Annotated in this window: 24 protein-coding genes and 1 riboswitch; of the genes, 7 read left to right on the top strand and 17 right to left on the bottom strand. The window is 40.7% G+C overall.

The genetic code is table 11. The features are described from left to right. The first annotated feature begins 300 nt into the window (after window positions 1-300). Window positions 301-1,851: a hypothetical protein gene (locus ACFQWC_RS04365; protein ID WP_377106193.1), complete on the top strand. Its 1,551-nt coding sequence runs from the start codon at window positions 301-303 to the stop codon at window positions 1,849-1,851. Between the two features lie 136 nt (window positions 1,852-1,987). On the opposite strand, the gene ACFQWC_RS04360 is transcribed toward ACFQWC_RS04365, so the two are convergent. Continuing rightward, window positions 1,988-2,656, bottom strand: a complete 669-nt coding sequence (locus ACFQWC_RS04360; protein ID WP_299737618.1) for a phosphatase PAP2 family protein — start codon at window positions 2,654-2,656, stop codon at window positions 1,988-1,990. A 33-nt stretch (window positions 2,657-2,689) separates the two neighbouring features. After that, a complete protein-coding gene (gene ku, locus ACFQWC_RS04355) occupies window positions 2,690-3,520 on the bottom strand; it encodes a non-homologous end joining protein Ku (protein ID WP_299737620.1) in 831 nt (276 codons plus the stop codon). A 139-nt stretch (window positions 3,521-3,659) separates the two neighbouring features. On the opposite strand from ku, the gene ACFQWC_RS04350 reads away from it, so the two are divergent. Further along, on the top strand, window positions 3,660-5,522 hold the full coding sequence (locus ACFQWC_RS04350; RefSeq protein WP_377106191.1) for a DNA ligase D: 1,863 nt from the start codon (window positions 3,660-3,662) through the stop codon (window positions 5,520-5,522). Between the two features lie 50 nt (window positions 5,523-5,572). Here the strand turns inward: ACFQWC_RS04350 and dapF are convergent, their stop codons facing one another. Beyond that, complete coding sequence (gene dapF / locus ACFQWC_RS04345) at window positions 5,573-6,568, bottom strand: diaminopimelate epimerase (protein ID WP_299737624.1); 996 nt, start codon at window positions 6,566-6,568, stop codon at window positions 5,573-5,575. A gap of 184 nt (window positions 6,569-6,752) precedes the next feature. Between dapF and ACFQWC_RS04340 the strand changes: the two genes are divergently transcribed. Further along, window positions 6,753-7,049, top strand: coding sequence for a hypothetical protein (locus ACFQWC_RS04340; protein WP_299737626.1), 297 nt, complete (start codon window positions 6,753-6,755; stop codon window positions 7,047-7,049). A gap of 141 nt (window positions 7,050-7,190) precedes the next feature. Here ACFQWC_RS04340 and ACFQWC_RS04335 read toward each other — a convergent pair whose 3' ends face one another. Next, on the bottom strand, window positions 7,191-8,480 hold the full coding sequence (locus tag ACFQWC_RS04335) for an NCS2 family permease (RefSeq protein ID WP_299737628.1): 1,290 nt from the start codon (window positions 8,478-8,480) through the stop codon (window positions 7,191-7,193). A 93-nt stretch (window positions 8,481-8,573) separates the two neighbouring features. Here ACFQWC_RS04335 and ACFQWC_RS04330 point away from each other — a divergent pair, with 93 nt between their 5' ends. Beyond that, window positions 8,574-8,768, top strand: coding sequence for a hypothetical protein (locus tag ACFQWC_RS04330; protein WP_299737630.1), 195 nt, complete (start codon window positions 8,574-8,576; stop codon window positions 8,766-8,768). 219 nt (window positions 8,769-8,987) lie between these two features. On the opposite strand, the gene ribH is transcribed toward ACFQWC_RS04330, so the two are convergent. From ribH to ACFQWC_RS04265, 13 genes are all read right to left on the bottom strand, one after another. After that, a complete protein-coding gene (ribH, locus tag ACFQWC_RS04325) occupies window positions 8,988-9,458 on the bottom strand; it encodes a 6,7-dimethyl-8-ribityllumazine synthase (RefSeq protein ID WP_044336602.1) in 471 nt (156 codons plus the stop codon). Window positions 9,459-9,470: 12 nt separating this feature from the next. Continuing rightward, window positions 9,471-10,664 (bottom strand): bifunctional 3,4-dihydroxy-2-butanone-4-phosphate synthase/GTP cyclohydrolase II, encoded by a 1,194-nt coding sequence (locus tag ACFQWC_RS04320; protein WP_299737634.1) that lies wholly within the window; start codon window positions 10,662-10,664, stop codon window positions 9,471-9,473. A 16-nt stretch (window positions 10,665-10,680) separates the two neighbouring features. After that, window positions 10,681-11,337, bottom strand: a complete 657-nt coding sequence (ribE, locus tag ACFQWC_RS04315; protein ID WP_299737636.1) for a riboflavin synthase — start codon at window positions 11,335-11,337, stop codon at window positions 10,681-10,683. A 25-nt stretch (window positions 11,338-11,362) separates the two neighbouring features. After that, complete coding sequence (ribD, locus tag ACFQWC_RS04310) at window positions 11,363-12,430, bottom strand: bifunctional diaminohydroxyphosphoribosylaminopyrimidine deaminase/5-amino-6-(5-phosphoribosylamino)uracil reductase RibD (RefSeq protein ID WP_377107234.1); 1,068 nt, start codon at window positions 12,428-12,430, stop codon at window positions 11,363-11,365. 193 nt (window positions 12,431-12,623) lie between these two features. After that, a riboswitch (FMN riboswitch) is annotated at window positions 12,624-12,767 on the bottom strand. 189 nt (window positions 12,768-12,956) lie between these two features. Then, window positions 12,957-13,277, bottom strand: coding sequence for a four-helix bundle copper-binding protein (locus ACFQWC_RS04305; RefSeq protein ID WP_377106187.1), 321 nt, complete (start codon window positions 13,275-13,277; stop codon window positions 12,957-12,959). Between the two features lie 56 nt (window positions 13,278-13,333). Beyond that, on the bottom strand, window positions 13,334-14,029 hold the full coding sequence (locus ACFQWC_RS04300) for a hypothetical protein (RefSeq protein ID WP_377106185.1): 696 nt from the start codon (window positions 14,027-14,029) through the stop codon (window positions 13,334-13,336). Between the two features lie 141 nt (window positions 14,030-14,170). Next, window positions 14,171-15,043, bottom strand: coding sequence for a patatin-like phospholipase family protein (locus tag ACFQWC_RS04295; protein ID WP_377107232.1), 873 nt, complete (start codon window positions 15,041-15,043; stop codon window positions 14,171-14,173). A 156-nt stretch (window positions 15,044-15,199) separates the two neighbouring features. Next, a complete protein-coding gene (locus ACFQWC_RS04290) occupies window positions 15,200-16,078 on the bottom strand; it encodes a GNAT family N-acetyltransferase (RefSeq protein WP_341356494.1) in 879 nt (292 codons plus the stop codon). A 93-nt stretch (window positions 16,079-16,171) separates the two neighbouring features. Then, entirely contained in the window at window positions 16,172-16,948 is a 777-nt protein-coding gene (locus ACFQWC_RS04285) for an ABC transporter permease (RefSeq protein WP_377106183.1), read from the bottom strand. After that, on the bottom strand, window positions 16,945-17,847 hold the full coding sequence (locus tag ACFQWC_RS04280; protein WP_377106181.1) for an ABC transporter ATP-binding protein: 903 nt from the start codon (window positions 17,845-17,847) through the stop codon (window positions 16,945-16,947). The genes ACFQWC_RS04285 and ACFQWC_RS04280 overlap by 4 nt, the downstream gene beginning before the upstream one ends. Further along, the gene (locus tag ACFQWC_RS04275) at window positions 17,844-18,059 is read right to left on the bottom strand and encodes a PLD nuclease N-terminal domain-containing protein (RefSeq protein ID WP_299737651.1); all 216 of its coding nucleotides are present in this window, start codon (window positions 18,057-18,059) and stop codon (window positions 17,844-17,846) included. Before ACFQWC_RS04275 ends, ACFQWC_RS04280 begins: the two co-directional genes overlap by 4 nt. Before the next feature lie 136 nt (window positions 18,060-18,195). Then, entirely contained in the window at window positions 18,196-19,191 is a 996-nt protein-coding gene (locus tag ACFQWC_RS04270) for a helix-turn-helix transcriptional regulator (protein ID WP_377106177.1), read from the bottom strand. A gap of 696 nt (window positions 19,192-19,887) precedes the next feature. Then, window positions 19,888-20,211, bottom strand: a complete 324-nt coding sequence (locus ACFQWC_RS04265) for a DUF4870 domain-containing protein (protein ID WP_148969340.1) — start codon at window positions 20,209-20,211, stop codon at window positions 19,888-19,890. A 244-nt stretch (window positions 20,212-20,455) separates the two neighbouring features. On the opposite strand from ACFQWC_RS04265, the gene ACFQWC_RS04260 reads away from it, so the two are divergent. The 3 genes from ACFQWC_RS04260 (at window position 20,456) to ACFQWC_RS04250 (ending at window position 23,039) form a co-directional block, all read left to right on the top strand. Further along, window positions 20,456-21,235, top strand: a complete 780-nt coding sequence (locus tag ACFQWC_RS04260; protein WP_377106175.1) for an undecaprenyl-diphosphate phosphatase — start codon at window positions 20,456-20,458, stop codon at window positions 21,233-21,235. A 10-nt stretch (window positions 21,236-21,245) separates the two neighbouring features. Next, window positions 21,246-21,845 (top strand): undecaprenyl phosphate transporter UptA, encoded by a 600-nt coding sequence (gene uptA, locus ACFQWC_RS04255; RefSeq protein ID WP_299737666.1) that lies wholly within the window; start codon window positions 21,246-21,248, stop codon window positions 21,843-21,845. A gap of 63 nt (window positions 21,846-21,908) precedes the next feature. Then, entirely contained in the window at window positions 21,909-23,039 is a 1,131-nt protein-coding gene (locus tag ACFQWC_RS04250; RefSeq protein WP_341356496.1) for an amidohydrolase, read from the top strand. Window positions 23,040-23,309 lie beyond the last annotated feature (270 nt).

The following is a 23,309-nucleotide window of genomic DNA, read 5'->3' as shown; positions in this document are numbered from 1 at the left end:
AATTTACGACAGGAAGAAATGAAATGCAATAGAAAAGACAGACCCGAAGCATCTGCTTCGGGTCTGTCTTTTTATATCTAATAAAGGGGGTTTTTCATGAACCATTCTCTATAGAAAGAGGGGGAAACTCTTTTGTTCAAATGAGAATGATTTTCAATATCATTGTAATCCCTCTAATAATAATTGTCAACATAAAACTTTTATTTAATGAAGGAAATATTTGGTGCCTCAAAATGTGAATTGTGGTAAAATTCTAAATTGAGCTCATGTGATAGTGATAGAGAATCGAGGGGGATACGTTTGAAAGAAAAATTCAAATCATTTGGAATACCTTTAGTTTTAATCGTTATGTTTATAGGAGCATTATTTCTCCACCAGCTTTTACAAGTAAAACAACAACCACAGCCTGACTGGAGCAGATCCATTCCATTAAACTACAATTCTGAAGAACGCCCTGTCATCTTTAATGGAAGTGAAGGACTCTTCTTGGCCAGCAAAGGAAAAATTACAGGGCTAACTTTCGAAGGATCATTGGATTCTACCAAAGAAACAACGCTAAACACCAGCGTTACACGGGGCCATCCTTTTTGGACAGACGGAACAAAAGTCATTCAGATCAAGGATGATAAGTTAATCTCTACAGAGCGTAATGAAGTAACGACGATTGCTGAAGAAGCAACAGGTATCAGCACTGCATTGAAATCTGTGTACTTCTGGAATAAAGAGAACCTTTTTTCTCTTAACCCCGCTGATTCATTAGTGACAGAAGTTTTCAGCTTTTCTAATGAAATACTGGACGTCTATATTGGAAATAATGGCAGTGCCGTAGTACAGGTTAGACAAGATGACGGTCACTCTCACCTGTACTATATGGATGATACGTTACAAGTAGTGAAGGATCCATTTGCAATTGTTAACACAGCAACGAATCATCATATTAATGGATTAACCTTTACCACCGAAAGCAATCAATTAACTCTTCTTTATAATGAAGAGATGCGAGCCCAGGGAACATTGTCATATAAGATTTTCAAGCTGCAAACACCGATAGATGAAATAGGATCTTCTATTTTGAAGCCCACAAAAATTGATTTTACGAACGAAATATCAGGGGCCAAACTTCAAAGTCCAAGAACCGCACAACTTCTTTCCATTAATGGGGAAAAATCCATTCTCTTCACATCTGAAGGTCATCGGGTTGGGGATAATAATGCGATTAGTCTATATGTAGCACCTTTCAGTGACTCTAATCAATTAATAGCGGCTCCAGTCAGTACAACAAAACATTTTACGTATTCTCCACATCAACTTACGAAGTATAGCATTGTCTGGTTGGATTATGATGGGGATACGTATGAGTTATTTGGTGCTTCGCAGGATGCACAGGTTATCTCCAAAAGCACTGAATGGTCGAAACGAAGTGTCAAAGAAGCCGTTAACAATTCCGTACTTATGATATTCAGCAGTTTAATCACGATCATGGTTTCATTCTATTGGGTACTACCTTCCTTATTTCTTTTAATTCTGCTTTATATTTTTAAACCGAATATATTTGAGAAGGAAGAGATCAACTGGGTTGAATATGCCTCCATCATTATATTTTTAGTAATGCCGCTAACCTTCATCACTAAAGCGATGGGCGATTACTTCTACTTTGCTGCACCCGAATACCTGATGTTTTCAGGAAGTCAGTATGTACTATTACTCGTAATCAGCTCCATTACTGCACTCCTATGGAAATTTGGGAGAAACCCTGACTGGGGTACTTTTGGTGGAGTATTCTATTTCATGGGTATTTACATTCTTCTATATGCCACTTCTATTGGACCATATATTTTTAATTTGTTTTGATTTGTCGGGAATTTGAATAATATCATAGGAAACAAGGGCTCAGAAGAATTTCTGAGCCCTTTGTTTGATATTCGTCAGACTACAATACCAACACCTAAAAAAAGCAAAAACCCCCTCAACCGAGCAGGATTCCACTTTAATTCTCACGTTCTTTCCAATGTTTTCGATTATAGAAATAAGCATAAATGACGATACATAGAGTCAACCATGCACCTCCAGCAGTGAACCCTCCAAGGATGTCACTTGGATAATGGACTCCTAAATATACTCGGCTAAGCCCAATCAGTAGTACAAGGAAGCTGACAGCAATGACACTTGCCCACTTATACCGTTTATAATCTAATGCCCGAAACAATATGAATGCAAGGGTCCCGTAGAAAATAAAGGAACTCATGGAATGACCACTTGGAAAGCTATAACCGCCTTGCTCGATCAGTGCTTCAATATCAGGTCGTTCACGTTTGAAAATCCATTTTAGCAGCCAATTAAATCCTGCCCCTGTAGTGATGGTTGTCGCTACAAACAGAGCGAGTGGATACTTCTTGAGATACAAAAGTATGACCACCACACTGATTGCAAAAATCGTGATTCCTTTCACCCCGCCCAAAAAGGTAATCGACGTCATAAAGGTTGTTAACTTCGGGGAGATGAACCCTCTTACAATTTCAAAAACACCATTGTCAAATTGTGCGATTTCATTTTCTTTCCATTCCTCGACTATGGTGACGAATCCCCATGTAAATGCAATCAAACAAATGAGTGATATCGCAATGAATACTCCTTGTTTTATATGTTTCTCCTCCAAAACTTGTCCCTCTCTTTACTAACGACTTATGTTCTATTGTGCTTTTTTCTTGGACGTCGCTTTCTTTTTAGTTTGCTTCTTCGCCTTTTTCGGCTTGGATGAATCAATAGAGGCCTGAAGTGCGGCCATTAAATCTGTCACATTTTCCCTAGGCTCTTTTTCTTTCGCTGTTACGACCTTTTCTCCGGTTTGCTTCGATTCAATCAATTGACTTAAGCGTTCACGGTATTGATCTTTATAGTTCTCCGGTTGAAATTCAGTGGTTAATTGATCAATCAGCATCGTCGCTGTTTCTAATTCTTTGCTCGTTATTTCATCTTCTTCCGGAACATTCGGTACATCACCGGTGCCTCTTACTTCATCCGGATAATGAATGGTTTCCATTACGAGAGTATTTTCATACACCCGAACAATCGAGAGTTGTTCTTTCGATCTCATCGTGATTTTGGCGATACCTACTTTCCCTGATTCCTGAAGGGCTTTTCGTAATAATGAATAAGCTTTTTTCCCTCCATCATTAGGTGAAACGAAATAACTTCGATCAAAGAATATCGGGTCGATTTCCTCCATTTTGATAAAATCTACTATTTCCACAGCTTTATCCCCGTTCGCTTCCTTCAATTCCTTCAATTCCTCTTCTTCAAGAACGACAAATTTCCCCTTCGTCACTTCATACCCTTTTACAATGTCATCATGGTCGATTTCTTTTTCACAAGCTGGACATACCTTTTCATATTTAATTGGTGTGTGACACTCTTTATGAAGGGATCGCAGCTTTATATCTCGATCTTCTGTAGCAGAATGAAGTTTAATGGGGATGTTCACAAGTCCAAAACTGATAGAGCCTTTCCAAATCGTATGCATATATCAATACCCTCCTTTACTTAAACTAATCCCTTATCTTTATCATTTAGTTGTCATACTTTCTTCATTCCTTTAAACATTTGGAAATAAAACAGCATCCATTGGTCACACTAATACTAAAAATCTTAGGGGAATAGATATGAAACCGATGCTTCCTACCTTATATGATGAGCTCCCTAGAGAGGGGGATTGGGTTTATGAAGTGAAATATGATGGATTTCGCGCCATTCTCTCCATCCATTCTCAGAATAAGATAAGCTTACTAAGTCGAAACGGGAAAGAATTGCTTCCACACTTCCCGGAAATTGAAGTACAGATTAACGCATTACTCAATGAAAATAACTTTCCCACCCCTCTCATATTGGATGGGGAGGTTGTGCTATTACGCTCCTCCTGCAGCAGTGAATTCTTTGAGCTGCAAGTAAGAGGCAGAATGCGAAACAAGCAAAAGATCCAACTTGCGGCGACACAGAGGCCTGTTAAATTTGTGGCATTTGACTTACTTCAATATGAGAAAAAATCATTTGCCCAACAACCTTACCTTTCAAGGAAAGAAAAATTGAAAGAAGCATTTACTCTTTTTCAATTACCGTTAGAACCTACTCCTTCTCACCCATCTACCCTTCAAATGGTCCCCTATTTTAAGGATCGGCGAGAAATATGGGAACTAGTAGAGAAGGAGGAAGCTGAGGGGGTCATCGCCAAGAGGAAACATAGTAAATGGGAAGCGGGAAAACGAAGTACTAGCTGGATAAAAATCAAGAATTGGAAGAACTGTCAGTGTTTCATCACTGCGATGGATGAAACGAACGATTATTTTCACATTGGGGTATTCGATAACGAACAGATAATGCCTGTTGGCTTATTTCATTTTGGTCTCTCTCAAGAGGAGAAAAAAACACTAAAAGCAATGATTAAAAAGAATAGTACGAAGAAAAAGCATTCCCTTCATTACATAGACCCGGCTATAACTGTGGAAATTTCATATTTAAATTGGTATGAGGGGCAACTGAGAGAACCACATTTTCATAAATTTCTATTCTCCATTGCCCCTGAATCCTGCACAATGGAGCAATTCAAGCTGGACGAAGCATCCCTTCCGCGTCGGGTTGAAATCACTCATCCAGATAAAGAATTGTTTCAGAAAGTCTCAATGACTAAGCTTGATTACGTTCGGTACCTTCGGAAAATGTCCGTCGCTATTTTGCCTTTCTTGAAAGATAGGCCATTGACATGTATTCGTTTTCCACACGGGATCTTTGGTGAATCATTTTATCAAAAGAACACGCCTGATTATGCCCCTTCATTTATTGAAACTTACAAGGAGGACAACATCGACTATACGGTATGCAATAACCTGGAAACATTGATCTGGCTTGGAAATCAGCTTGCATTAGAATTTCACATTCCTTTCCAAAGAACAAAGGATACATCTGTCAATGAAGTGGTCTTTGACTTAGATCCTCCAAGCAGGGATCAATTCTCCATGGCGGTTAAAGCGGCTACCATAATGAAAGAAATATTCGACCGCCTCAACCTTTATAGTTTTGTGAAAACGTCAGGAAATAAGGGACTGCAAGTGTATATTCCCCTACCGCCTGGATACACCTGGAAAGACACCGGTTTGTTTACAGAATTCATCGCTCACTACCTTGTTACCAATTATCCAGATGATTTTACGATAGAGCGTTTAAAAAAGAATCGAAAAGGCAGATTATACGTGGACTACATTCAGCACGGAGAAGGTAAAACCATCATTGCGCCATATTCCTTAAGGGGGAATGAAGATGCTTTAGTCGCGACTCCCCTTTGGTGGCATGAAGTAAATGAGGACCTTCATCCAGAACACTTTACAATAGATGTTGTTTTGCGGAGATTCATGCAGATGGGTTGTCCCTTTGCTAAATTCGAATGGGTAAAAGACCTCCAGCCCTTTGATAACGTGATTCATTTTTTGAGACAGCAATCCAACGACAAAGAAAAAGGTGACCCAAAAGCTTAGCTTTTGGATCACCCCCTCCTGCGCTCATACAAGCTCAGACTTTTGTTCATTTAGGCACTCATAAACACTTTACTATCAACAATTGTTTTCGCATGATTTTGGAGAAGTTCATATGTTCCTTCTTCAGTAAAATCCTGTCTGGATAATTCACGGAAGCTTTCCGGATGTGAGATAGACAATTCAATTTGAGATTGATACAGATACGTTGCATTTCCGATCAACTCCATATTGTATTGCCCTTCACTTAATCGGTTCACCACCACACGTACTTTTCCACCATTGTTATAAACATCAATTTCCTTACCAAACTCATTCTGGTTGAGTAAGCACGTTACAAGACTGGAAGCAGACATAGCCGTTCCACATGCATTTGTAAAGCCCACTCCTCTTTCGAAGGTTCTAACATAGATGGCACCTTCCTCTAATGGATGAACAAAGCTCACGTTCACACCATCAGGAAAGAAATTATTAGGGCCATTCACCGTTTCAGCAATCGTCTTCTGCTCATTTGAAAGTATATGTTCTGTGTTAACCACACTGATCAAATGAGGATTGGGCACCGCTAAGGCAGTAAACGTTAATCGATCTGAAATTTCAGGAATACTCTCATCCACTAATGTCTCACGATCCATATTCATCGGTAATTTATCCAATTCAAATAATACAGGCGAGATTTCAACATTATATGTTGGGATATTTTCATAAATAGCCTCTTGAGCTGAAACACGAAGATCCGCTTTCATCGTTTGAATCACAATCGTTGTTTTGTCGAGAAGCTCACATACATATCGTCCCACACACCTAAGGCCATTCCCGCACATGGATGCTTCAGAACCATCTGCATTGAATACCCTCATTTGCGCATCGCAATGTTCACTCGAAAGCACGAAAAGGATCCCATCTGCTCCAAGACCCGACTTTCGATCACATAGCGAAAGGGCAAGATTTTGTCTCGCTTCTTCTGTAAATTCGTATCCATTCGTCATTTCATCAATCAATAAAAAATCATTTCCTGAGCCATGACATTTAATTAGATTCAAGTTCATCGTGAATCCCTCCACGGTAATTTACTAGTAAACTATTCTTAATAGTCTTAGCTTGCCACAAACAAGCTCTTTTAGCAATCATCTCACCCTATTTTATTGAAAGTACTACCCATTATGTGACGTTTAGACAACTTAAAAGTTGAATTGTTTCGTCCATTTAGAGACAATGAGATGGGTGATGTTCATGAAGGATGAGTATACTTTTCGGTTTCAAGTTCAAAAGGTTGAAGAGGTGTGTGACGAATACCAATCACGGGTTGTGACGGTATTGGCCCACATTCTGAATGACAAAAAAGACCTTGTACATGAAGGTCTCTTTCGTGTGCGTTTCAATCAGATCGGAATCTATCCATTTCCTGCAGATGTAGCTAGACAGATAACTTCTAAGCATATCCAGCGTTTAATCATTGTTGAATTGAAGAGGTATATTAAGCCTCAAAGAAGATACCTGTCCCCAGGGGAATATAAACCTGTATGGTAATTAGCTTATTCCTGCTACTTCATGATTTAAGGCTTTGTGGTGGCCACTTACAATTTTCCAATAAAAAAACTCAAGCAGACTGACCATCACATGTGATTAAAATCGCTATGATGTGCAATTCTACTTGAGTTCTTTACCGCTTTAATGAATCGAATGAACAAAAAAGTTCATAAGGAACAATGCAGCAATAATATATAGAGGAATGGATACTTCTCTCGCTTTACCCGTAGCCAACTTCAAAATGGGATAAAGAATAAAACCGATGGCAATTCCGTCAGCAATACTGTACGTAAACGGAATCATTGCAATAATGAAGATTGCAGGAAATGCCTCTGTTAAATCACGAAGATCCATATGTCGTATATTTTGAATCATTAAACCGCCAATGATGATCAGAATTGGAGCGATGGCATGGTCTGGAATCCACTTCAAATACGGAATAAATAATACGGATCCTAAAAATAATACTCCAGTAGTCAAAGATGTTAATCCTGTTCGGCCACCCGCTGTCATGGCGGCAGCACTTTCCACCGTCGAAACTGTAGGACTCGTTCCGAAGAACCCTGATGTAAAGGCAGAAAAAGCATTCGCTTGAAACGCCTTAGAGTATTTATGAGGTTGATCGATCATATCCGTATGTCCATGAACAAGACCGATGTTCTCAAATACCAGCACCATTGTAACGGAAAAAACCGCAATCCAAAACGGTATTTCCATAATGGCACTAAAGGAAATTTGACCGAAAACCTGACTGTATTCACTCAATTGGAAAGAGCTTGATTGAATGGATGGCTCGATTCCAAAGATGAATCCCAGCATTGTCCCGAAGGCAATACTCCATAAAAATTGACCTTTCACATTTCGAACAAACAAAAATATTGTCACCAGGAAAGTCAGCACCGTCGCCAGCACTTTTAGTTCCCCAAAATCACCAATCATGATAATGGCACTGTCTCCTCTTTGGATAAGACCGCCTTTTTCAAGACCGATAAACATTAGAAACATTCCTAATCCTACTGTGATTGCTTCCTTTAATGTTTTGGGTATGGCTTCTGATAATACTTTTGAAAGCTTTGTAAATGCAATGATCATAAAGAGTATTCCTGAAATCACTACTACAGCAAGAGCTTCCTGCCACGTTAAGCCGGATGATTTTACGAGTGTAAACGTAAACATCGCATTAATTCCCATGCCTGGAACCAGAAGGATCGGTGCATTCGCCCAAAAGGCCATCACCAAACACCCAACGAAGGAGGCAAGAATGGTTGCCATGACCGCTCCTTCAAATGGAATTCCAGCTTCAGAAAGAATTAAAGCATTCACAGCGATGATGTACACAATCGTGAAATAACCGATTGCTCCAGCCATCATCTCCTGCTTCATCGTGGTACCGTGATTCTTTAATTGAAAAATACCTCCACGTGCTTTCATATTATAATCTTCCTATAAAACTGCCCTCTCCCTACCCGCTCCTCCCATAATAAGGGGAGCCACAAAATACTATTCTAGCAAAAGGTCTGACGTTTGCCAATATGTATTTTGATGGATACAGACGGCGGGGTTTTTGGTTGGTATCACGATCAGGGATTCGGTCGAAATGTGAAGGAATCCGGCGGCTTTTGTGAAAAATCCGGCCGTTATCGTGACTTATCCAGCCAAAGTCACCAGGAATTCAGCCGTTTTACAAGTTCATCCAATTCGGCCAGTCCGCATAACTGACTCCGTAGTTTCTGGAATCCGGCCGAATTGGAACAGAATCCATCCGCTTTTGTGAATAATCCGGCCGTTTTTTGAAATAATCCGGCCGAAATCACAAAAAATCCGGCCGTTTTGGAGATTAATCCAGCCGTTTTACAAATTTATCCACATATTCCTCAGGTCCGGCCCTCGTAGAAAGCCAAGCCCCCCAAAATGGAGGCTTGGCCTGGTTGAAAATTTTTACTTATCTATCTCACGAATCAAATTGGCCATTTCAATGGCTGATACCGCTGCTTCCCATCCCTTGTTTCCTGCTTTTGTGCCGGCTCTTTCGATGGCCTGCTCGATTGTGTCAGTTGTTAAGACTCCGAAGATGACAGGTACATCCTCCTGCAGGCTTAGATTGGCCACTCCTTTTGCAACTTCTCCGCTTACGTATTCAAAATGAGCGGTTGCTCCGCGGATGACCGTTCCAAGTGTAACAACGGCATCATATTTCCCTGAACGAGCAAGTTTTTTGGCTATCATAGGAATTTCAAATGCACCTGGAACCCAAGTGACAGAAACATTTCCTTCTTCAACTCCGTGGCGCTTTAATGCATCTTCCGCCCCACCCAGAAGCTTTGATGTGATGAACTCATTGAAACGTGAAACGACAATGGCAACCCTTAACCCTGATCCGACTAAATTACCTTCATAAATTGTTTTCATTGTATATTCCTCCTAAAATTTAAGTAAATGTCCCAGCTTAGCATGCTTTGTTTTTAAATACTTTTCATTTTCGAATTTCGCCGGCATTTGAATCGGCACTCGATCTGTGATTTCTAATCCGTACCCGTTGATTCCGGCAATTTTTCTAGGATTATTGGTCAGTAGACGCATCTTTGTTATGCCTAAATCTCTCAGTATCTGTGCTCCGATTCCATATTCCCTCAAGTCATCACCAAAGCCCAGTTTTTGATTAGCTTCAACGGTGTCATAGCCTTCTTCCTGTAGCTTATAGGCCTTCAATTTGTTGATTAAACCAATCCCACGGCCTTCTTGTCTCATATAAAGCAGTACACCTTTTCCATGCTCTTCAATCTGGGTAAGTGCTGTGGCAAGCTGCGGTCCACAATCACAGCGATTGGAACCGAATACATCACCTGTCAGGCATTCTGAGTGAACGCGAACGAGTACATCTTCACCCTCGGTCAACTCTCCTTTCACAAGTGCGATATGTTCTTTTCCTGTAAGGTTTTCTGTGTAAGCAACTGCCTTGAAGTTTCCGAATTCGGTTGGAAGTTCAATTTCCACTTCTCTCGTCACAAGCTTTTCTTTTTTACGTCTGTACCTGATCAGATCTTCAATAGAGATGATTTTAAGATCCCATCTATCAGCCAGTTTCATTAATTCAGGTACTCTTGCCATCGTGCCGTCTTCATTCATGATTTCACAAATGACGCCTGATGGTTGTGCACCTGACAGAACAGCCAAATCGATGGCGGCTTCTGTGTGTCCTGCCCGTTTTAGTACTCCGCCTTTTTTGGCGACAAGGGGAAATACGTGACCGGGTCTTTTAAAGTCCTCTGGCATTGAGACCGGGTTCAATAATTCCTGTATGGTGGTCGATCTCTCAAATGCACTAATTCCAGTAGTAGCTGATTTATGATCGACAGAAATGGTAAATGCCGTTCCATGAGGATCCGTATTAGACATCGTCATCGGTGCAAGCTTTAGTTTTTGTGCAATCTCTTCTGTTATAGGGGCACAAATTAAGCCTCTTCCTTCTTTAGCCATAAAATTAATGACTTCAGGAGTGGCTTTATCCGCCAGGGCAATAAAGTCTCCCTCATTCTCACGGTTTTCGTCATCAACAACGATGACGACTTTACCTGCTTGTAAATCTTCCAGAGCTTCTTCAATCTTATTAAACATGGGGCAACCCCTCCTATTAGTCAGCGAAACCATTTTGAGTTAAAAAATCATAGCTGATGCCGCTTGAAGTACTCTTAGTTTGTTCCTTTGCTTCATAGAAACGATGAAAATATTTCGCCATTACGTCACATTCAATGTTGACACGGTCCCCTACTTTCTTTTCACCAAGAACCGTGTCACCTCTGGTTTGTGGGATCAACGAAATCGTAATGGTATTATTTTTCACATCAAACACCGTAAGGGAAGTGCCGTCTATTGCGACAGAGCCCTTCATGATAAATAAATGGCTCTGATTTTCCGGAATGGAAATGTCCATATACCAGGCATTTTCAACCTTCTCTACTCTAACAATCGTCCCTACTCCATCGACATGCCCATTAACGAAATGCCCTCCGAAACGACCGTTTGCAGCCATCGCCCTCTCCAGGTTGACTTTAGAACCATGGGAAAGGTTTCGCAGCGTTGTACCTTCAAAGGTTTCAGGCATCACATCCACTTGAAATTGCCTGGAGGTGAATGAAGTAACGGTTAAACAGACACCATTCACACTGATGCTATCTCCAATATGAACGTCTTCCAGAACGCGGCCCGCTGTTATCGTGAGTTCCATGGATGAGGAGGATTTTTTCATGCGTTCAATTGACCCGATTTCTTCAATGATTCCAGTAAACATCCCTTTCTCCTCCTTTCAATAAAGGTTAAATCTTAGGCATAGCAACAATTTTAATGTCCTTTCCTACTCGTTCAAGGCTCTTAATCTCCATTTCAAGACCTTCTGCAATGGTCGGGAAACCTTCCCCTCCAAAACTGGTGAAGGCAGAGCTTCCGCCTACAAGCTTGGGAGACATATACATAACCAATTCCTGAAAGGCTTTTTCCTTTAAAAAGGAGGAGTGAATAGTAGATCCACCTTCTACATAGAGGGATCCGATATTCCGGGCACCCAGTTCTTTTAACACTGTGTGAATGTCTATCCTTTCCTCTGAAAGGGTGATGATTTCACAGCCTGATTCCATATAGGGCTTCTTCTGTTCTTCGTTGACAGTACTGCCCGTGAAGATGAGCGTCCTGCTTTCTGAGTCTTCCACTACATGGGAGTGGAGAGGTGTTCGTAAAAAGGTATCTAATATTATTCGAATGGGGTTTTTTCCACCTTGGGGCAAACGGGTGGTAAGGTGTGGGTTGTCCTGAATAACGGTATTGACTCCTACTAATATCGCGTCATGCCGGTGACGATCATAGTGGACATCTGTGCGTGAAGCTTCTGAGGTGATCCATTTGCTATCTCCTGAAGCTGAAGCTGTTTTCCCGTCTAATGTAACAGCTGTCTTAAGGGTTATATAAGGCGTGCCGTATTGAATGAAATGGAAGAAGTGCTTATTTAGTTCGATGGCTTCTTCTTCAAGCTCTCCAACCAGTACTTCTATGCCTTCATCTCTCAATTGTTGAATTCCCCTTCCCGCGACAAGGGGATTTGGATCTGTACTTGCAATATGGACCCGCCTCACTCCGCTTGAAATCAGAAGCTCTGAACAGGGAGGTGTTTTCCCGTAATGAGAACATGGTTCCAGCGTAACATATACGTCACTTCCCTTCGCCTTGTCTCCTGCCATCTTTATGGCATGAACCTCTGCGTGACCTTCTCCTGCTTTTAGGTGCGCACCCATCCCAACGACTTCTCCATTTTTCACCACAACCGCTCCAACGGCAGGATTTGGTGATGTTTGACCTTGTGTGGTCTTTGCCATAGAGAGGGCAAGCTTCATATATTGTGAATCGTTCAAACGTTTTACCTCCCTTCTCGTTTCACTATTATTCTAAAATAAATAAACCCCAAGTAAGTTTTTACTTGGGGGAAGTTGGCATGACTGAATAAAGTATTCACATGATTTCTTTTTTTCGGAAACATAATCCCCATAAAAAAGGTAGACTTCTCGCGCCTGCATCAAGTAAATACTGCCGTTCCTTCTCCCATCCAGACTATCACTGTCGGCTTTGGAATTTCACCAAATCCACCGTCTAATTTTCATTAGCCGGGTCACGGACTAAGAGCATGCGCTCATCACCGCCGGTAGGGAATTTCACCCTGCCCCGAAGGAAACCTATTCGATTATCATTATTCTATCATAGTTTCCTAAATGAAATCATGTAAGGAGCTCTAAAAACTTATTTTTGTATTTATTTTTTGAATATATATTAGAAACATCTCTCTATTTCTGCCTGCGAGCACTAAGAAAATGCTACAAAAATAAAAAAGAATGCCTCTATTAAATAGAAGCATCTCTACATTTATTATGCTAATAGCTTCCTGCATTCTTCCGCACATTCAAAACAGGCTTTAGCGCAGTCCTTACAATGTTGCTGATCATAAGAATTGCATTCTGTTCCGCACGCATCACAGATTTCTGCACAGACGACCAGAATTTGTTGAACAAACTTACTGCTTCGCTGCATGGCATTAATAGTATACGAACATATATCTGCGCATTCCCGGTCCAGCTCTATGCACATCATCATCGCTTTTTCTTCCTTAAGGGATGCATGATAGCATACATTACATGCTTCCAGACATCGTTGCAAAGCCGTTAAACATGGTTTGTAATCGGCATTCATCATCTCACCTCCACGAACATTCCTATTTAGCATTCCCATCTGGGGAAAAAGGATTACTATGTGGTAAGAAAATAATCGCTGTCTACATACCATAGGAAAATAAGAAGCCAATCAAGTTCTTCGCTATATGCTTCATAAAATGAAATATAGCTATGGTGATAGTCGAATAGCTGTTGGACACTTTGAGGAAGATATCCTTTTTGTAAAGACAAATAATTTTTTTTATTATAATTCAATATCCATCGTTTGTTTCCTTTATAAATGATAATTGTGTCACCCTCGTCACTTCGCCATTCGATAGCTGTAGAGCTCTGATATTTCAAGTGAAAAATCTTTCGGGCTCCTCGCTGATCAATTTTCAAGGTTCTGCTCCATTGAAAAATTGCCATCGGGTGTTTATTTTGCCGGTGAAACATGTAATGTTTTGGATTGTTGATCAAGGACATTCTTTGAATAAAGTATTCTGACCATCCATTCGTTTTTAAGTAATATGAACCCTCTTTCGTTTGAACCCCGATTAATGCATGCTGGGAAACAGGGATTTTCTCATAAAATAGTCGGTTCGCTTTCTTTAGTTCCTTCTTCATACTAAAGCTGAGATATAGATTTGAAAACGCAGGTATAAAGATTAACAGGGGGAAATAATATAATTGTTGAGTCACCATCAGCATTCCTACACCTATAAGAAAATACATGATACTGCGATAAAGCAACGTATATTGTTCATTTTTGTAGATTTGATAGAGGTTCATGAAATGCTCGTCCTTTCAAGGAATCTCTATCATATGTATGTGAAAATACCTTAAATAGACCATTCAAATAGAAAAAGCCAACGCTTGCAGAACCTTCAAATAAGAGATGAGAAGACTTTCTGTCATTCGTTGGCTTATATGTTATGAGTGCACTGGAGTGGCTGAGCGATTCCATTCCATTATTTTTTTATCTTTTGACTCTGCATCGTGATAGCCTTGCCAGTACAATTCGTCCAGCTTTTGTGGATTTTTTTCAATACGGCTTACTTTTAATGGATGTTGGGGTTGGATAATCAGCACATCCCCATTCTTTTCTCTCCTTTCTAGTTCTTTGATTGTGTGATTGTAAAGCAAGTAACGGTTCATCATCGTTTTATGTAATTCAGGGTATTGAGGATACTTTCTTTTCACAAGAAAAGAAAATCGTGAAGGCTTTTTATAATAGCCCCTGTTTCTAGTTAGAATGACTATATTTTTCTTAAATCCGTCCTGCTCAGCTTTTTCGATGGGAACTGGGTCACTTATTCCTCCATCGAGAAGATGACGGGATTCAAACTCCACGATCGGAGCGACGAATGGCAGGGAACTTGACGCACGGATAATCGTAAGAAGCTCCTCCCCATAGTCTCTTCTTGAGAAATACGCCGGTTTTCCGGTATAACAATCTGTGGTACCGACAATAAATTCCGTTGAATTAGAGTGAAAAGCTTCATAATCGAAAGGGACCAGCTTATTCGGAATTTCATCAAACACATAATCCATTCCAAATAACTCTCCTGTTTTCCAATAGTTTCGCCAAGATAAATATTTCGGGTCACGTATAAAGTCTACATTCACCTTTTTATTGCGTCCATTTTGCTTGGATAAATAGGATGCTGCATTACATGCACCCGCAGATACTCCGATTACATAAGGAAATTCAATGCCTTTTTCCAGGAAGTATTCCAGTGCTCCTGCCGTGTATATCCCTCTCATTCCTCCACCTTCGAGAACGAGGCCTGTGTTTTCAATCATCATCTTCTTGTCTACCTCCCTAAAGATGCAAGAGTTTTCGTCACCGGTATCGAATAAATGACTATATTTTCCCACAAATTAGTAAGAATGTGTACTAACTTGCTCACTGATTAAGCCACTTAATGATTTCATTCTTGATGATTCCGACTCGGTCTCTCATTCATCATTCTCCACAGGAATAAGTTTAGCGTTACACATTTTTTCATAAAATTCAATGGGTCCAGCTTCTTTTAAAACGGCATACATATACCCTTTCTCTTGCATGCACTGTAATGCATTATAAAGGAGTGCTTTTCCCACTCCTTTATGACGGGTGTGTGGGAGAACCCCCATCGGTCCGTAAATTCCTTTTTTATTTTTATAGGCATCAAAGGCTGCGAATCCAATTAATTCACCTTCTTCTTCCGCTTTGATAATCGGGATGCATTCCCCTGATGATTGAAAGGCTTTTAACAACGTTTTTGACCACGATCCTCCGAAATGCTCCTCTACCCATACCAATAACTCTTTTTCATCTTCACCCTGTACAGGGCTAACTTGGACAGCAGGGTTTACTTCATATTTCCAATCTTTGTTCAATAAATAAACCGTCAAATCCCGGGCTGTAGTAACAGATCGGATAATCCTTTCATGAGGGATTGCATTGAGTTCTTTTTGCAATTGAGGGTGTTCTGGAAGATGGGCGTAAAACGCTTTAATAATATGACCTTCATTTAAAAACGTTTGATTGTATCGTTTCATGACTCCAATCGATGTGTTCCATACCTTTCTTGCGTGTGTTGATAAAGGAATGGAAAAGCAATCAATTCGCTCTGTATCAGGTGGCTCTGAAGGAATGATAGTAGATATGTTTTCTATCTGTTCCATAAAGGGTTCCATAAGGTGATACATCTCCCTGAGAGTACCTTCTTTTACGTGAGCCGCTCCTAAAAAGAAATCCATGCTTTGAATGCTTGTATGATGATTCCTTTCGGCAATCATATGAGCGTTTTGAATCAATTTGTTAACTTTATGGGTGTATTGAAGTTCTATCATGCAGCCCACTCCCTTCTATTACCATCATTCGACATAAAATAAGGTAATCCTTTTACTTGAGGTCCGTCCCTCTAAAAGTGGAGGTCTGCTTGGTCAGATCAAATCTTTTTTCTTATAGAGAGGTGGTGATATGAGCAGGATGGCCAGGCAAAAGATTGTAGTGAGAATAATGGTCCCTGTCAGGTGATCCGGCCACGTGCTATGAAGGATGATTTCATTTACATAGCTGGGTAGCTGACCTGGGGACCACTTTAAGGTTCTTGTCATGTACCCTGACACAAAGGTTAAGAATATGGCGATCCCGATCGTAAAGAATCCTGCCAGGCCAGGCGTTTTTACTAAACTACTAAAGAAGACGACCAGTGTTAAGATAAAGGTAAGCCACAAGCCGTAGACGAGGAAGCCATTTACGAATGCTGTAAAACCAATCCCGTTAAATAATATCTGAATATAATACCAGCTGGATATCATCCCAAGACCATAAGAGACCCACACCAGAACAAATGCAGCCAACCATTTGGAATAAATATAAGCTGTGTAGGAGACGGGCTTCACCAATACCATAATAGCATTTCCGCTCTTTCTCTCTCCTGCGATCATTCCCATAAATCCTAATACGATGATGAGGACGCCAAAGGTACTAAACTTGCTGATAGTCGATAATAACACTTCTCCAGATGATGGCGTTGGAATACTGATGACCGTTCCTTCCGGCAGATCTCCTACTGAATTAATAATGTCTGGTAAATAAAATGCCGTTAAAGGTTCTGTTAACCCAAATAAAATGAATACGATTGGCATCCAGATCATTTTATAATTCCGTGTTAGTTCCCGCATTTCTTTTCTTAATAAAACCCAGAATATTTTCATTTTTTGATCACCTCCATGAACAATTCCTCCAGGCTCTGTTCACTTGTTTCAAATTTAGTTACCCCCCATTGGTGTTCTGAGATCATAGAAAAGATTCTCGCTCTATCCCTTTCCAGTTCACTTACTTCAAAGGATAGTCGATCTCCATCTGAGATAAGATGATGAACCCAATCTTTTTGCAGGAGATACGGTTTATATTTTTCGCTTCCTTCTCTAAAATACAGATTTAGTCTTGTTGTTTGATGCCTTGCCTTTATCTCTTCCAGGGGTCCTTGTTCGATCAGGACTCCCTCGTGCAAAAACAACACATCCTCGCATACTTGTTCTGCATCATTTAAAATATGTGTAGAAAAAAGGATCGTCGTTTCCTTTTTTAACATTTTCAACAGCTCCAGCACTTCTCTTCTCCCGAAAGGATCTAAGGCAGATACCGGTTCATCAAGGATTAGGAGCTTTGGCTGATGAATAAGGGCTTGAGCTATCCCCAATCGCTGCTTCATCCCACCTGAATACTGGCCAATTCTTCGATTCTTTCCTTCCAGCAAACCGACTAGCTCTAAAAGTTCTTCACCTCGATTTTGAGATGTTTCCCTCGTTAAACCGGCTATTTCACCGGAAAAGGTGAGAAATTCTTTTCCTGTCATCCATTCAAAAAAGGAAGGATATTGGGGCAGGTAGCCGATCATTTGCCGTATATCTTTAGAGGTTACGCTTGTTGAAATTGATCCATCAGTAGGTGTAATTAGCCCTGCTAGCATATTTATTGTAGTGGTTTTCCCTGCTCCATTGGGACCAAGAAGAGCTGTACAACGACCTTGTTTTAATTGAAAGGTAAGGTTCTTTACGGCCAGCTTTTCCCTATACTTCTTTTCTAAAGAACATACTTCTATTACATTCATCCATCATGCCTCCTTCCAAAAATGAAATATACGACCGGCCCGATAATGTTGATAAACAGGATAATGAGAACCCATAGCCATTTAGGACCATTCGTTGCTTGAATCCGGATCACATCAATCACCGCAACCACCATGAGTATGAGTTGAATAAGGATGACAGGAGCAATAAGTCCCCAATTTATTGACTGAAATACTTCTTGTAATTCGTTCATCTTCAATTCCTCCTTTTGTTTTTCAATGATAAGACGGAGAAAGAAGAAATTCGTTTAATATTTTTTCAAGAAATTTTAGAGGCTAAAAACCGCAAAAAGCACTGACCCTCTAAAAGCAAAGAGAATCAGTGCTCCTTTATCCCGAATGATATAAAGAATGCAGCTTAGAAACTTCCGTTTTGACGGTTTCGACTAGTGAAGGCGGAGATATGACTCTCGCCTGACTGCCAAAATTTAAGATCCAGTTCACTAGTCCACTACTGACACGGGCTTTTGTAGTTAGAATAAAATGGTCTTCACCATCTCTTTGAATATCTACATCCTTTCCGAACTTATCGATGATCACATTGATGAGGTGGTTTTGAAATGAAACTTTAATCCATTCTTCATCACCTGCAAACATATGAAAGGTGGATTGTACATACTTAGATACATCAAAGGGTTGATATGGAAAGGTTTCAGAAAGGGGTTCTACATTCCTTAATCGATCCACACGGTAGTGGCGGATTTCGTCTGCTTCAAAATAATAGGCAATCAGATAGTAGAAATCATTTGCCCATGCAAGGGCATAGGGCTTCACCTTATAAAGCTTTCCTTCATGACTCAAATTAAACTGTTTCTTCACATCGTATCGACCATATTGGAACGTAATCATTCTACGTTCTGCTATTGCTTCATGAATATCATGGATAGCGAGACGAATATAGGGACTTTCACTTTTAATGGAGGAATCGATTTGAATTTCATTATGCAGCTTTTTCCCTTGATGAAGACTTGTGAGCTTCTTTATTTTTCCAGTCAGCTGTCTCGTTTCCTTCTTTGATATAAATTTGGCGGAAACGACTGCATCGATGAGCATGCGAAGTTCATATAGCTCGAACAGGCGATACTGATGACTATAATATTTAGGCAGCCCTTCTTTTTCCTGGTTTATGGTGACATCGAAATTATTTCTGATAAGATGCTCAAGATCATCTTTTAATGAATTTTTGTTCAATTTCACCTCAGGGCCAAACATCTGCTTAAAACGGTTAATGATATCATCCAAACTCAACTCATGATCCTCATCGGTTTCTTCACTCAATATACCCATCAGCCTAAGCACTCTCTCTTTATTATCCACCCTCGTCATTTTGATACGCTCCTTTCGGGGACAAACCTATCCTTCTAAACGGAAAGACATTTTTATAAAACTATCAATATTCCGATATTTTTGTCAACACTTTATTTCTAAAATTCACTTTAATGAAGGCTCATTTCTTTTCGCAAATACTGTTATTTATTATCAGAGGGTATGCTTAGGCTCTGTCCATTAGTGTGTGCTGGAAGGTGAGGGGAACCGCTTCGCTTTCTGCGGACGTTCGGCCGAGCCTCCTCAGCTTAGCCGAACGGGGTCTCGGCACGCCCGTTCTTCCGCAGGAGTCTACGCAGTTCCCCTCCCCATCTATAAGAGGATTTCATGACAGAGCTAAAAGGTGACAAAAACAAACTAATAGAAAACAGAATTTCTAGTACGCGACCATTAAAGAGGTAACTTGCTAAAAGTTTGTTGATTTAAATTAGATTTTATTAAAAAAAAGATTTTATTAAAAAAACATACTGAGAAAGTTGATTGGAGCGGAAGGTGCTCGACTCCTGCGGGAATTGCGGGAAAGTTGAGACCCCGCAGGGCAATGCCCGAGGAGTCTCAACTCACGCCCCGCGGAAAGCGAGCACCTGGAGCGGAAATCAACCACTACTCGCTTTTTTAAGAGCAACAAAGTTTATGAGAAGAGCCTTAATGGAACAGAAAAAAAGAACCCATGAATGCTCATGAGTTCCCAGCTGCTTATTTAAGTAATCGAAAGACCGTCGGAATTCTATAATGCTCTCCCTCATAGGCTCTGATCGCTCCCAATATCGTAAAGATCAAGGCCAGGACACCCACGACAGGAGCCAGAACAAATCCAATCAGCACCACCATCAAAATGGTGCTTACCAAACCATAAACGGCATATGAAATAAGAAAGTTGAAGTATTCCTTTCCATGAAAGTCCACAAACTCTGATTCATCCTTTTTAATAAGCCAGATGATCAATGGACCAATGAATGCTGTGAAGAAGCTTAATATATAAATAAGAGCTGCCATCATTCTTTCATCTTTCGTCGGCATATTGAAATTCCTCCTTTTCACCGCTCACCCTAAACAAGAGTAAACAGACTGTTAGATTCTATCCTCCTCTATACTTACGTGCACTCTGTCAGAAAGTTTCATCTAATCATGTATTTTTTTTTGAGAACCCTTAAAGAGAAATTCTGCAAACTTCCGGACAGTCCTCATGAAACGTGAAAGGATGGAATATACGTTAAGTAGAGGAGTTTGTCCTTAGTGGACTTGCAGAAAGGTAGTGATGGATTTGAATAAATTTGAAGCCTTTATTCTGGGAATTATACAAGGTTTAACAGAGTTCCTTCCAATCTCAAGCACAGGTCACCTTTATCTCGGAAGGCTTACCTTTGGACTCCAGGAAGCTGGACTTTTCTTGGATACGATGCTTCATATCGGAACGTTGATCGCAGTTCTTGTTGTGTATCAAAAGGAACTTCTCTACATGTTGAGGCACCCCTTTAGTAAATTATCATGGATACTCATCATTGGGACCATCCCGGCTGTGATCGTGGGCTTTTTGTTCGAAGATTTCTTTGACTCAATCTCAAAGACGGGTTCCACGATCGGATGGGAGTTTCTTGCAACGGGATGTATTATGTATTTTGCAAATGGAGTGAGAAATGGCTATAAAAAACTCGATGACCTTTCTTACACAGATGCAGTGGTGATCGGGAGCTTTCAAGCAGCAGCCATCTTCCCGGCGTTATCAAGGTCAGGATTAACCATTGCGGCAGGCTTATTCAGGAAGCTTGACAGGGAAACGGCGGCTTATTTTTCCTTCCTTCTATCTACCCCAGCCATACTTGGTGGAATCGTGCTACAAGGGAAAGAAATGATGGGAGGAACTGTTGAAGCGATCTCTTTTTCAAGTTTAGCCATCGGAACAGTAAGTGCCGCAGTATTCGGATACTTTGCTATCCTTACGATGGTTAATTTTTTGAAAAAGCACTCCCTTAAAATTTTCTCCTACTATGTGTGGGCTCTGGGGCTCTTGATTCTCTTTCTTCAATACTCTGGGATTATGTAGGAGGAACACGATGAACCATGAATCGATCGTACAAATCTTGACACAATTAACTGATTTGGGTTACGCGGGAATCGCACTTGCACTCATGATAGAAGTGATTCCAAGCGAGCTTGTATTAAGCTATGCAGGCTTTATGGTGAATGCCGGTAAACTCTCCTTCATTGGAGCGTTCCTTAGCGGGGTCATCGGGGGCACACTTGCACAACTATTTCTCTATTGGCTTGGCTACTATGGTGGCCGCCCCTTCTTTGAAAAATATGGAAGGTATCTACTTATTCAGCAAAAGCATTTGACGGCTGCTGAAACGTGGTTTGATAAGCATGGTACCATCGTCATTTTCACCGCTCGATTTATTCCGATTGTCCGTCACGCCATTAGTATTCCGGCTGGCATCACCCGAATGCCTCTTTCTACATTTAGTCTTTATACCTTTGCAGCCATGCTTCCCTGGACATTATTGTTTATGGTCATCGGGATGGAGCTGGGTACTCACTGGGAGCACATTGAAGTAATCGGAGTACGCTATATTAAGCCTTTGAGTTTCATTGCAGTAGTTGGAACAGTTCTCTATCTATTTTTTTCCTATTGGAGAAACAAAAGGAAGGATTAACTTCTTTTTTTCCATGAAATTGTTTAAAATAAGAAGGAATAAAGACCCACGAAAGGATTACCTATGAATTCGATACTATTAAAGAACGCAACCATATACCCCATCACATCCAAGCCCATTCAAAAAGGTTCTGTACTCATAGAAGACGGAAAAATCAAACAGATTCACTCACAAAGCATAGAGTCCTTCACCGATGCTTCAGTGTATGATTGCCAGGGGAAATTTCTCTTCCCGGGCTTCATCGACTCCCATACCCACTTAGGGTTGTATGACGAAGGCACCGGTTGGGCAGGAAATGATGCCAATGAAACCATTGAGCCAATGACGCCTCATATCAGGGCTTTTGACGGCGTATATCCATTAGATCCCGGTTTTAAAGATGCTCTGAAGTACGGTGTCACAACAGTTAATGTCATGCCTGGGAGCGCAAATGTAATCGGTGGAACGACTTCTGTGATCAAAACCTATGGATCAACGATTCGATCGATGCTGATTAAGGAAACGTCCGGATTGAAAATCGCCCTTGGGGAGAACCCGAAACGGATTCATAGTAATGGAAACAACGATTCCATTACGAGAATGGGCATTATGGGAATGCTTAGAGAAGCATTTTTCTCAGCCAAATATTGTGATCAACCCGAAGATCTCAGAGTTGCACCTTTAGTATCTGCATTAAAACGTGAAATCCCTGTTCGGATACACGCTCACCGTGCAGATGATATCCTGTCTGCGGTCCGGTTTGCCGACGAGTTCAATTTGGATTTACGCATCGAGCATTGTACAGAAGGTCATCTCATTTCTGAAGAATTTTATGGTAAAAATTTAAAGGTTTCAGTAGGGCCAACCTTTACAAGAAGATCCAAAGTAGAGCTAAAAAACAAAAGCTGGATCACGTATCAAAAATTGACGGAAGCTGGTGTCGAAGTGTCCATTACGACCGACCACCCGTACACTCCGATTCAGTACTTAAATATGTGCGCGGCTATCGCTGTTCGGGAAGGGCTGGACGAACATAAAGCCCTTGAGGGAATCACCATCCTCCCTGCCAGAAACCTTGGTGTATCTGACCGCATCGGTAGTATAGAGGTAAACAAGGATGCCGATTTAGTACTATGGAGCCACCATCCATTTCATTTTATGGCCAAGCCGATTGTAACCTTGGTGAATGGAGAAGTCGCTTATCAAAGTGTGTAGAAATTTGTTAAAAATTTTCATCAAAATTTAGCATTTTACCTATTTCCTTTTTGAGATATTTCGTATATGATACAAATGGATAATATATTTCCGGTTACAAAGACGCGATCAATTCTTATATTGAGCGACTGTAATGAAGGGAAGGCAAAAGGTGCGCCACCAGTTTCTTGACTGGTCTTAGTGGGTTCGATTCCCACCCCGAAATTTTTTAGTTACCATTTAAAAATTTCGAGGGTGGGATCGTACGCAAGTAGACTGCCCTCAAGGAGG

Origin of the sequence: Rossellomorea sp. GCM10028870 (genome assembly GCF_042666755.1) — a bacterium.
Taxonomy (GTDB): domain Bacteria; phylum Bacillota; class Bacilli; order Bacillales; family Bacillaceae_B; genus Rossellomorea.
The sequence above is the reverse complement of the archived record's forward strand: the minus strand, read 5'-3'. Positions and strand labels throughout refer to the sequence as shown.

Coding starts and splice junctions, on each gene's coding strand:
- ku (WP_299737620.1), bottom strand. CDS start 3,520: ATGCATACGATTTGGAAAGGCTCTATCAGTTTTGGACTTGTGAACATC.
- ACFQWC_RS04350 (WP_377106191.1), top strand. CDS start 3,660: ATGAAACCGATGCTTCCTACCTTATATGATGAGCTCCCTAGAGAGGGG.
- dapF (WP_299737624.1), bottom strand. CDS start 6,568: ATGAACTTGAATCTAATTAAATGTCATGGCTCAGGAAATGATTTTTTA.
- ACFQWC_RS04340 (WP_299737626.1), top strand. CDS start 6,753: ATGAAGGATGAGTATACTTTTCGGTTTCAAGTTCAAAAGGTTGAAGAG.
- ACFQWC_RS04335 (WP_299737628.1), bottom strand. CDS start 8,480: ATGAAAGCACGTGGAGGTATTTTTCAATTAAAGAATCACGGTACCACG.
- ribH (WP_044336602.1), bottom strand. CDS start 9,458: ATGAAAACAATTTATGAAGGTAATTTAGTCGGATCAGGGTTAAGGGTT.
- ACFQWC_RS04320 (WP_299737634.1), bottom strand. CDS start 10,664: ATGTTTAATAAGATTGAAGAAGCTCTGGAAGATTTACAAGCAGGTAAA.
- ribE (WP_299737636.1), bottom strand. CDS start 11,337: ATGTTTACTGGAATCATTGAAGAAATCGGGTCAATTGAACGCATGAAA.
- ribD (WP_377107234.1), bottom strand. CDS start 12,430: ATGAAGCTTGCCCTCTCTATGGCAAAGACCACACAAGGTCAAACATCA.
- ACFQWC_RS04305 (WP_377106187.1), bottom strand. CDS start 13,277: ATGAATGCCGATTACAAACCATGTTTAACGGCTTTGCAACGATGTCTG.
- ACFQWC_RS04300 (WP_377106185.1), bottom strand. CDS start 14,029: ATGAACCTCTATCAAATCTACAAAAATGAACAATATACGTTGCTTTAT.
- ACFQWC_RS04295 (WP_377107232.1), bottom strand. CDS start 15,043: ATGATTGAAAACACAGGCCTCGTTCTCGAAGGTGGAGGAATGAGAGGG.
- ACFQWC_RS04290 (WP_341356494.1), bottom strand. CDS start 16,078: ATGATAGAACTTCAATACACCCATAAAGTTAACAAATTGATTCAAAAC.
- ACFQWC_RS04285 (WP_377106183.1), bottom strand. CDS start 16,948: ATGAAAATATTCTGGGTTTTATTAAGAAAAGAAATGCGGGAACTAACA.
- ACFQWC_RS04280 (WP_377106181.1), bottom strand. CDS start 17,847: ATGAATGTAATAGAAGTATGTTCTTTAGAAAAGAAGTATAGGGAAAAG.
- ACFQWC_RS04275 (WP_299737651.1), bottom strand. CDS start 18,059: ATGAACGAATTACAAGAAGTATTTCAGTCAATAAATTGGGGACTTATT.
- ACFQWC_RS04270 (WP_377106177.1), bottom strand. CDS start 19,191: ATGACGAGGGTGGATAATAAAGAGAGAGTGCTTAGGCTGATGGGTATA.
- ACFQWC_RS04265 (WP_148969340.1), bottom strand. CDS start 20,211: ATGCCGACGAAAGATGAAAGAATGATGGCAGCTCTTATTTATATATTA.
- uptA (WP_299737666.1), top strand. CDS start 21,246: ATGAACCATGAATCGATCGTACAAATCTTGACACAATTAACTGATTTG.
- ACFQWC_RS04250 (WP_341356496.1), top strand. CDS start 21,909: ATGAATTCGATACTATTAAAGAACGCAACCATATACCCCATCACATCC.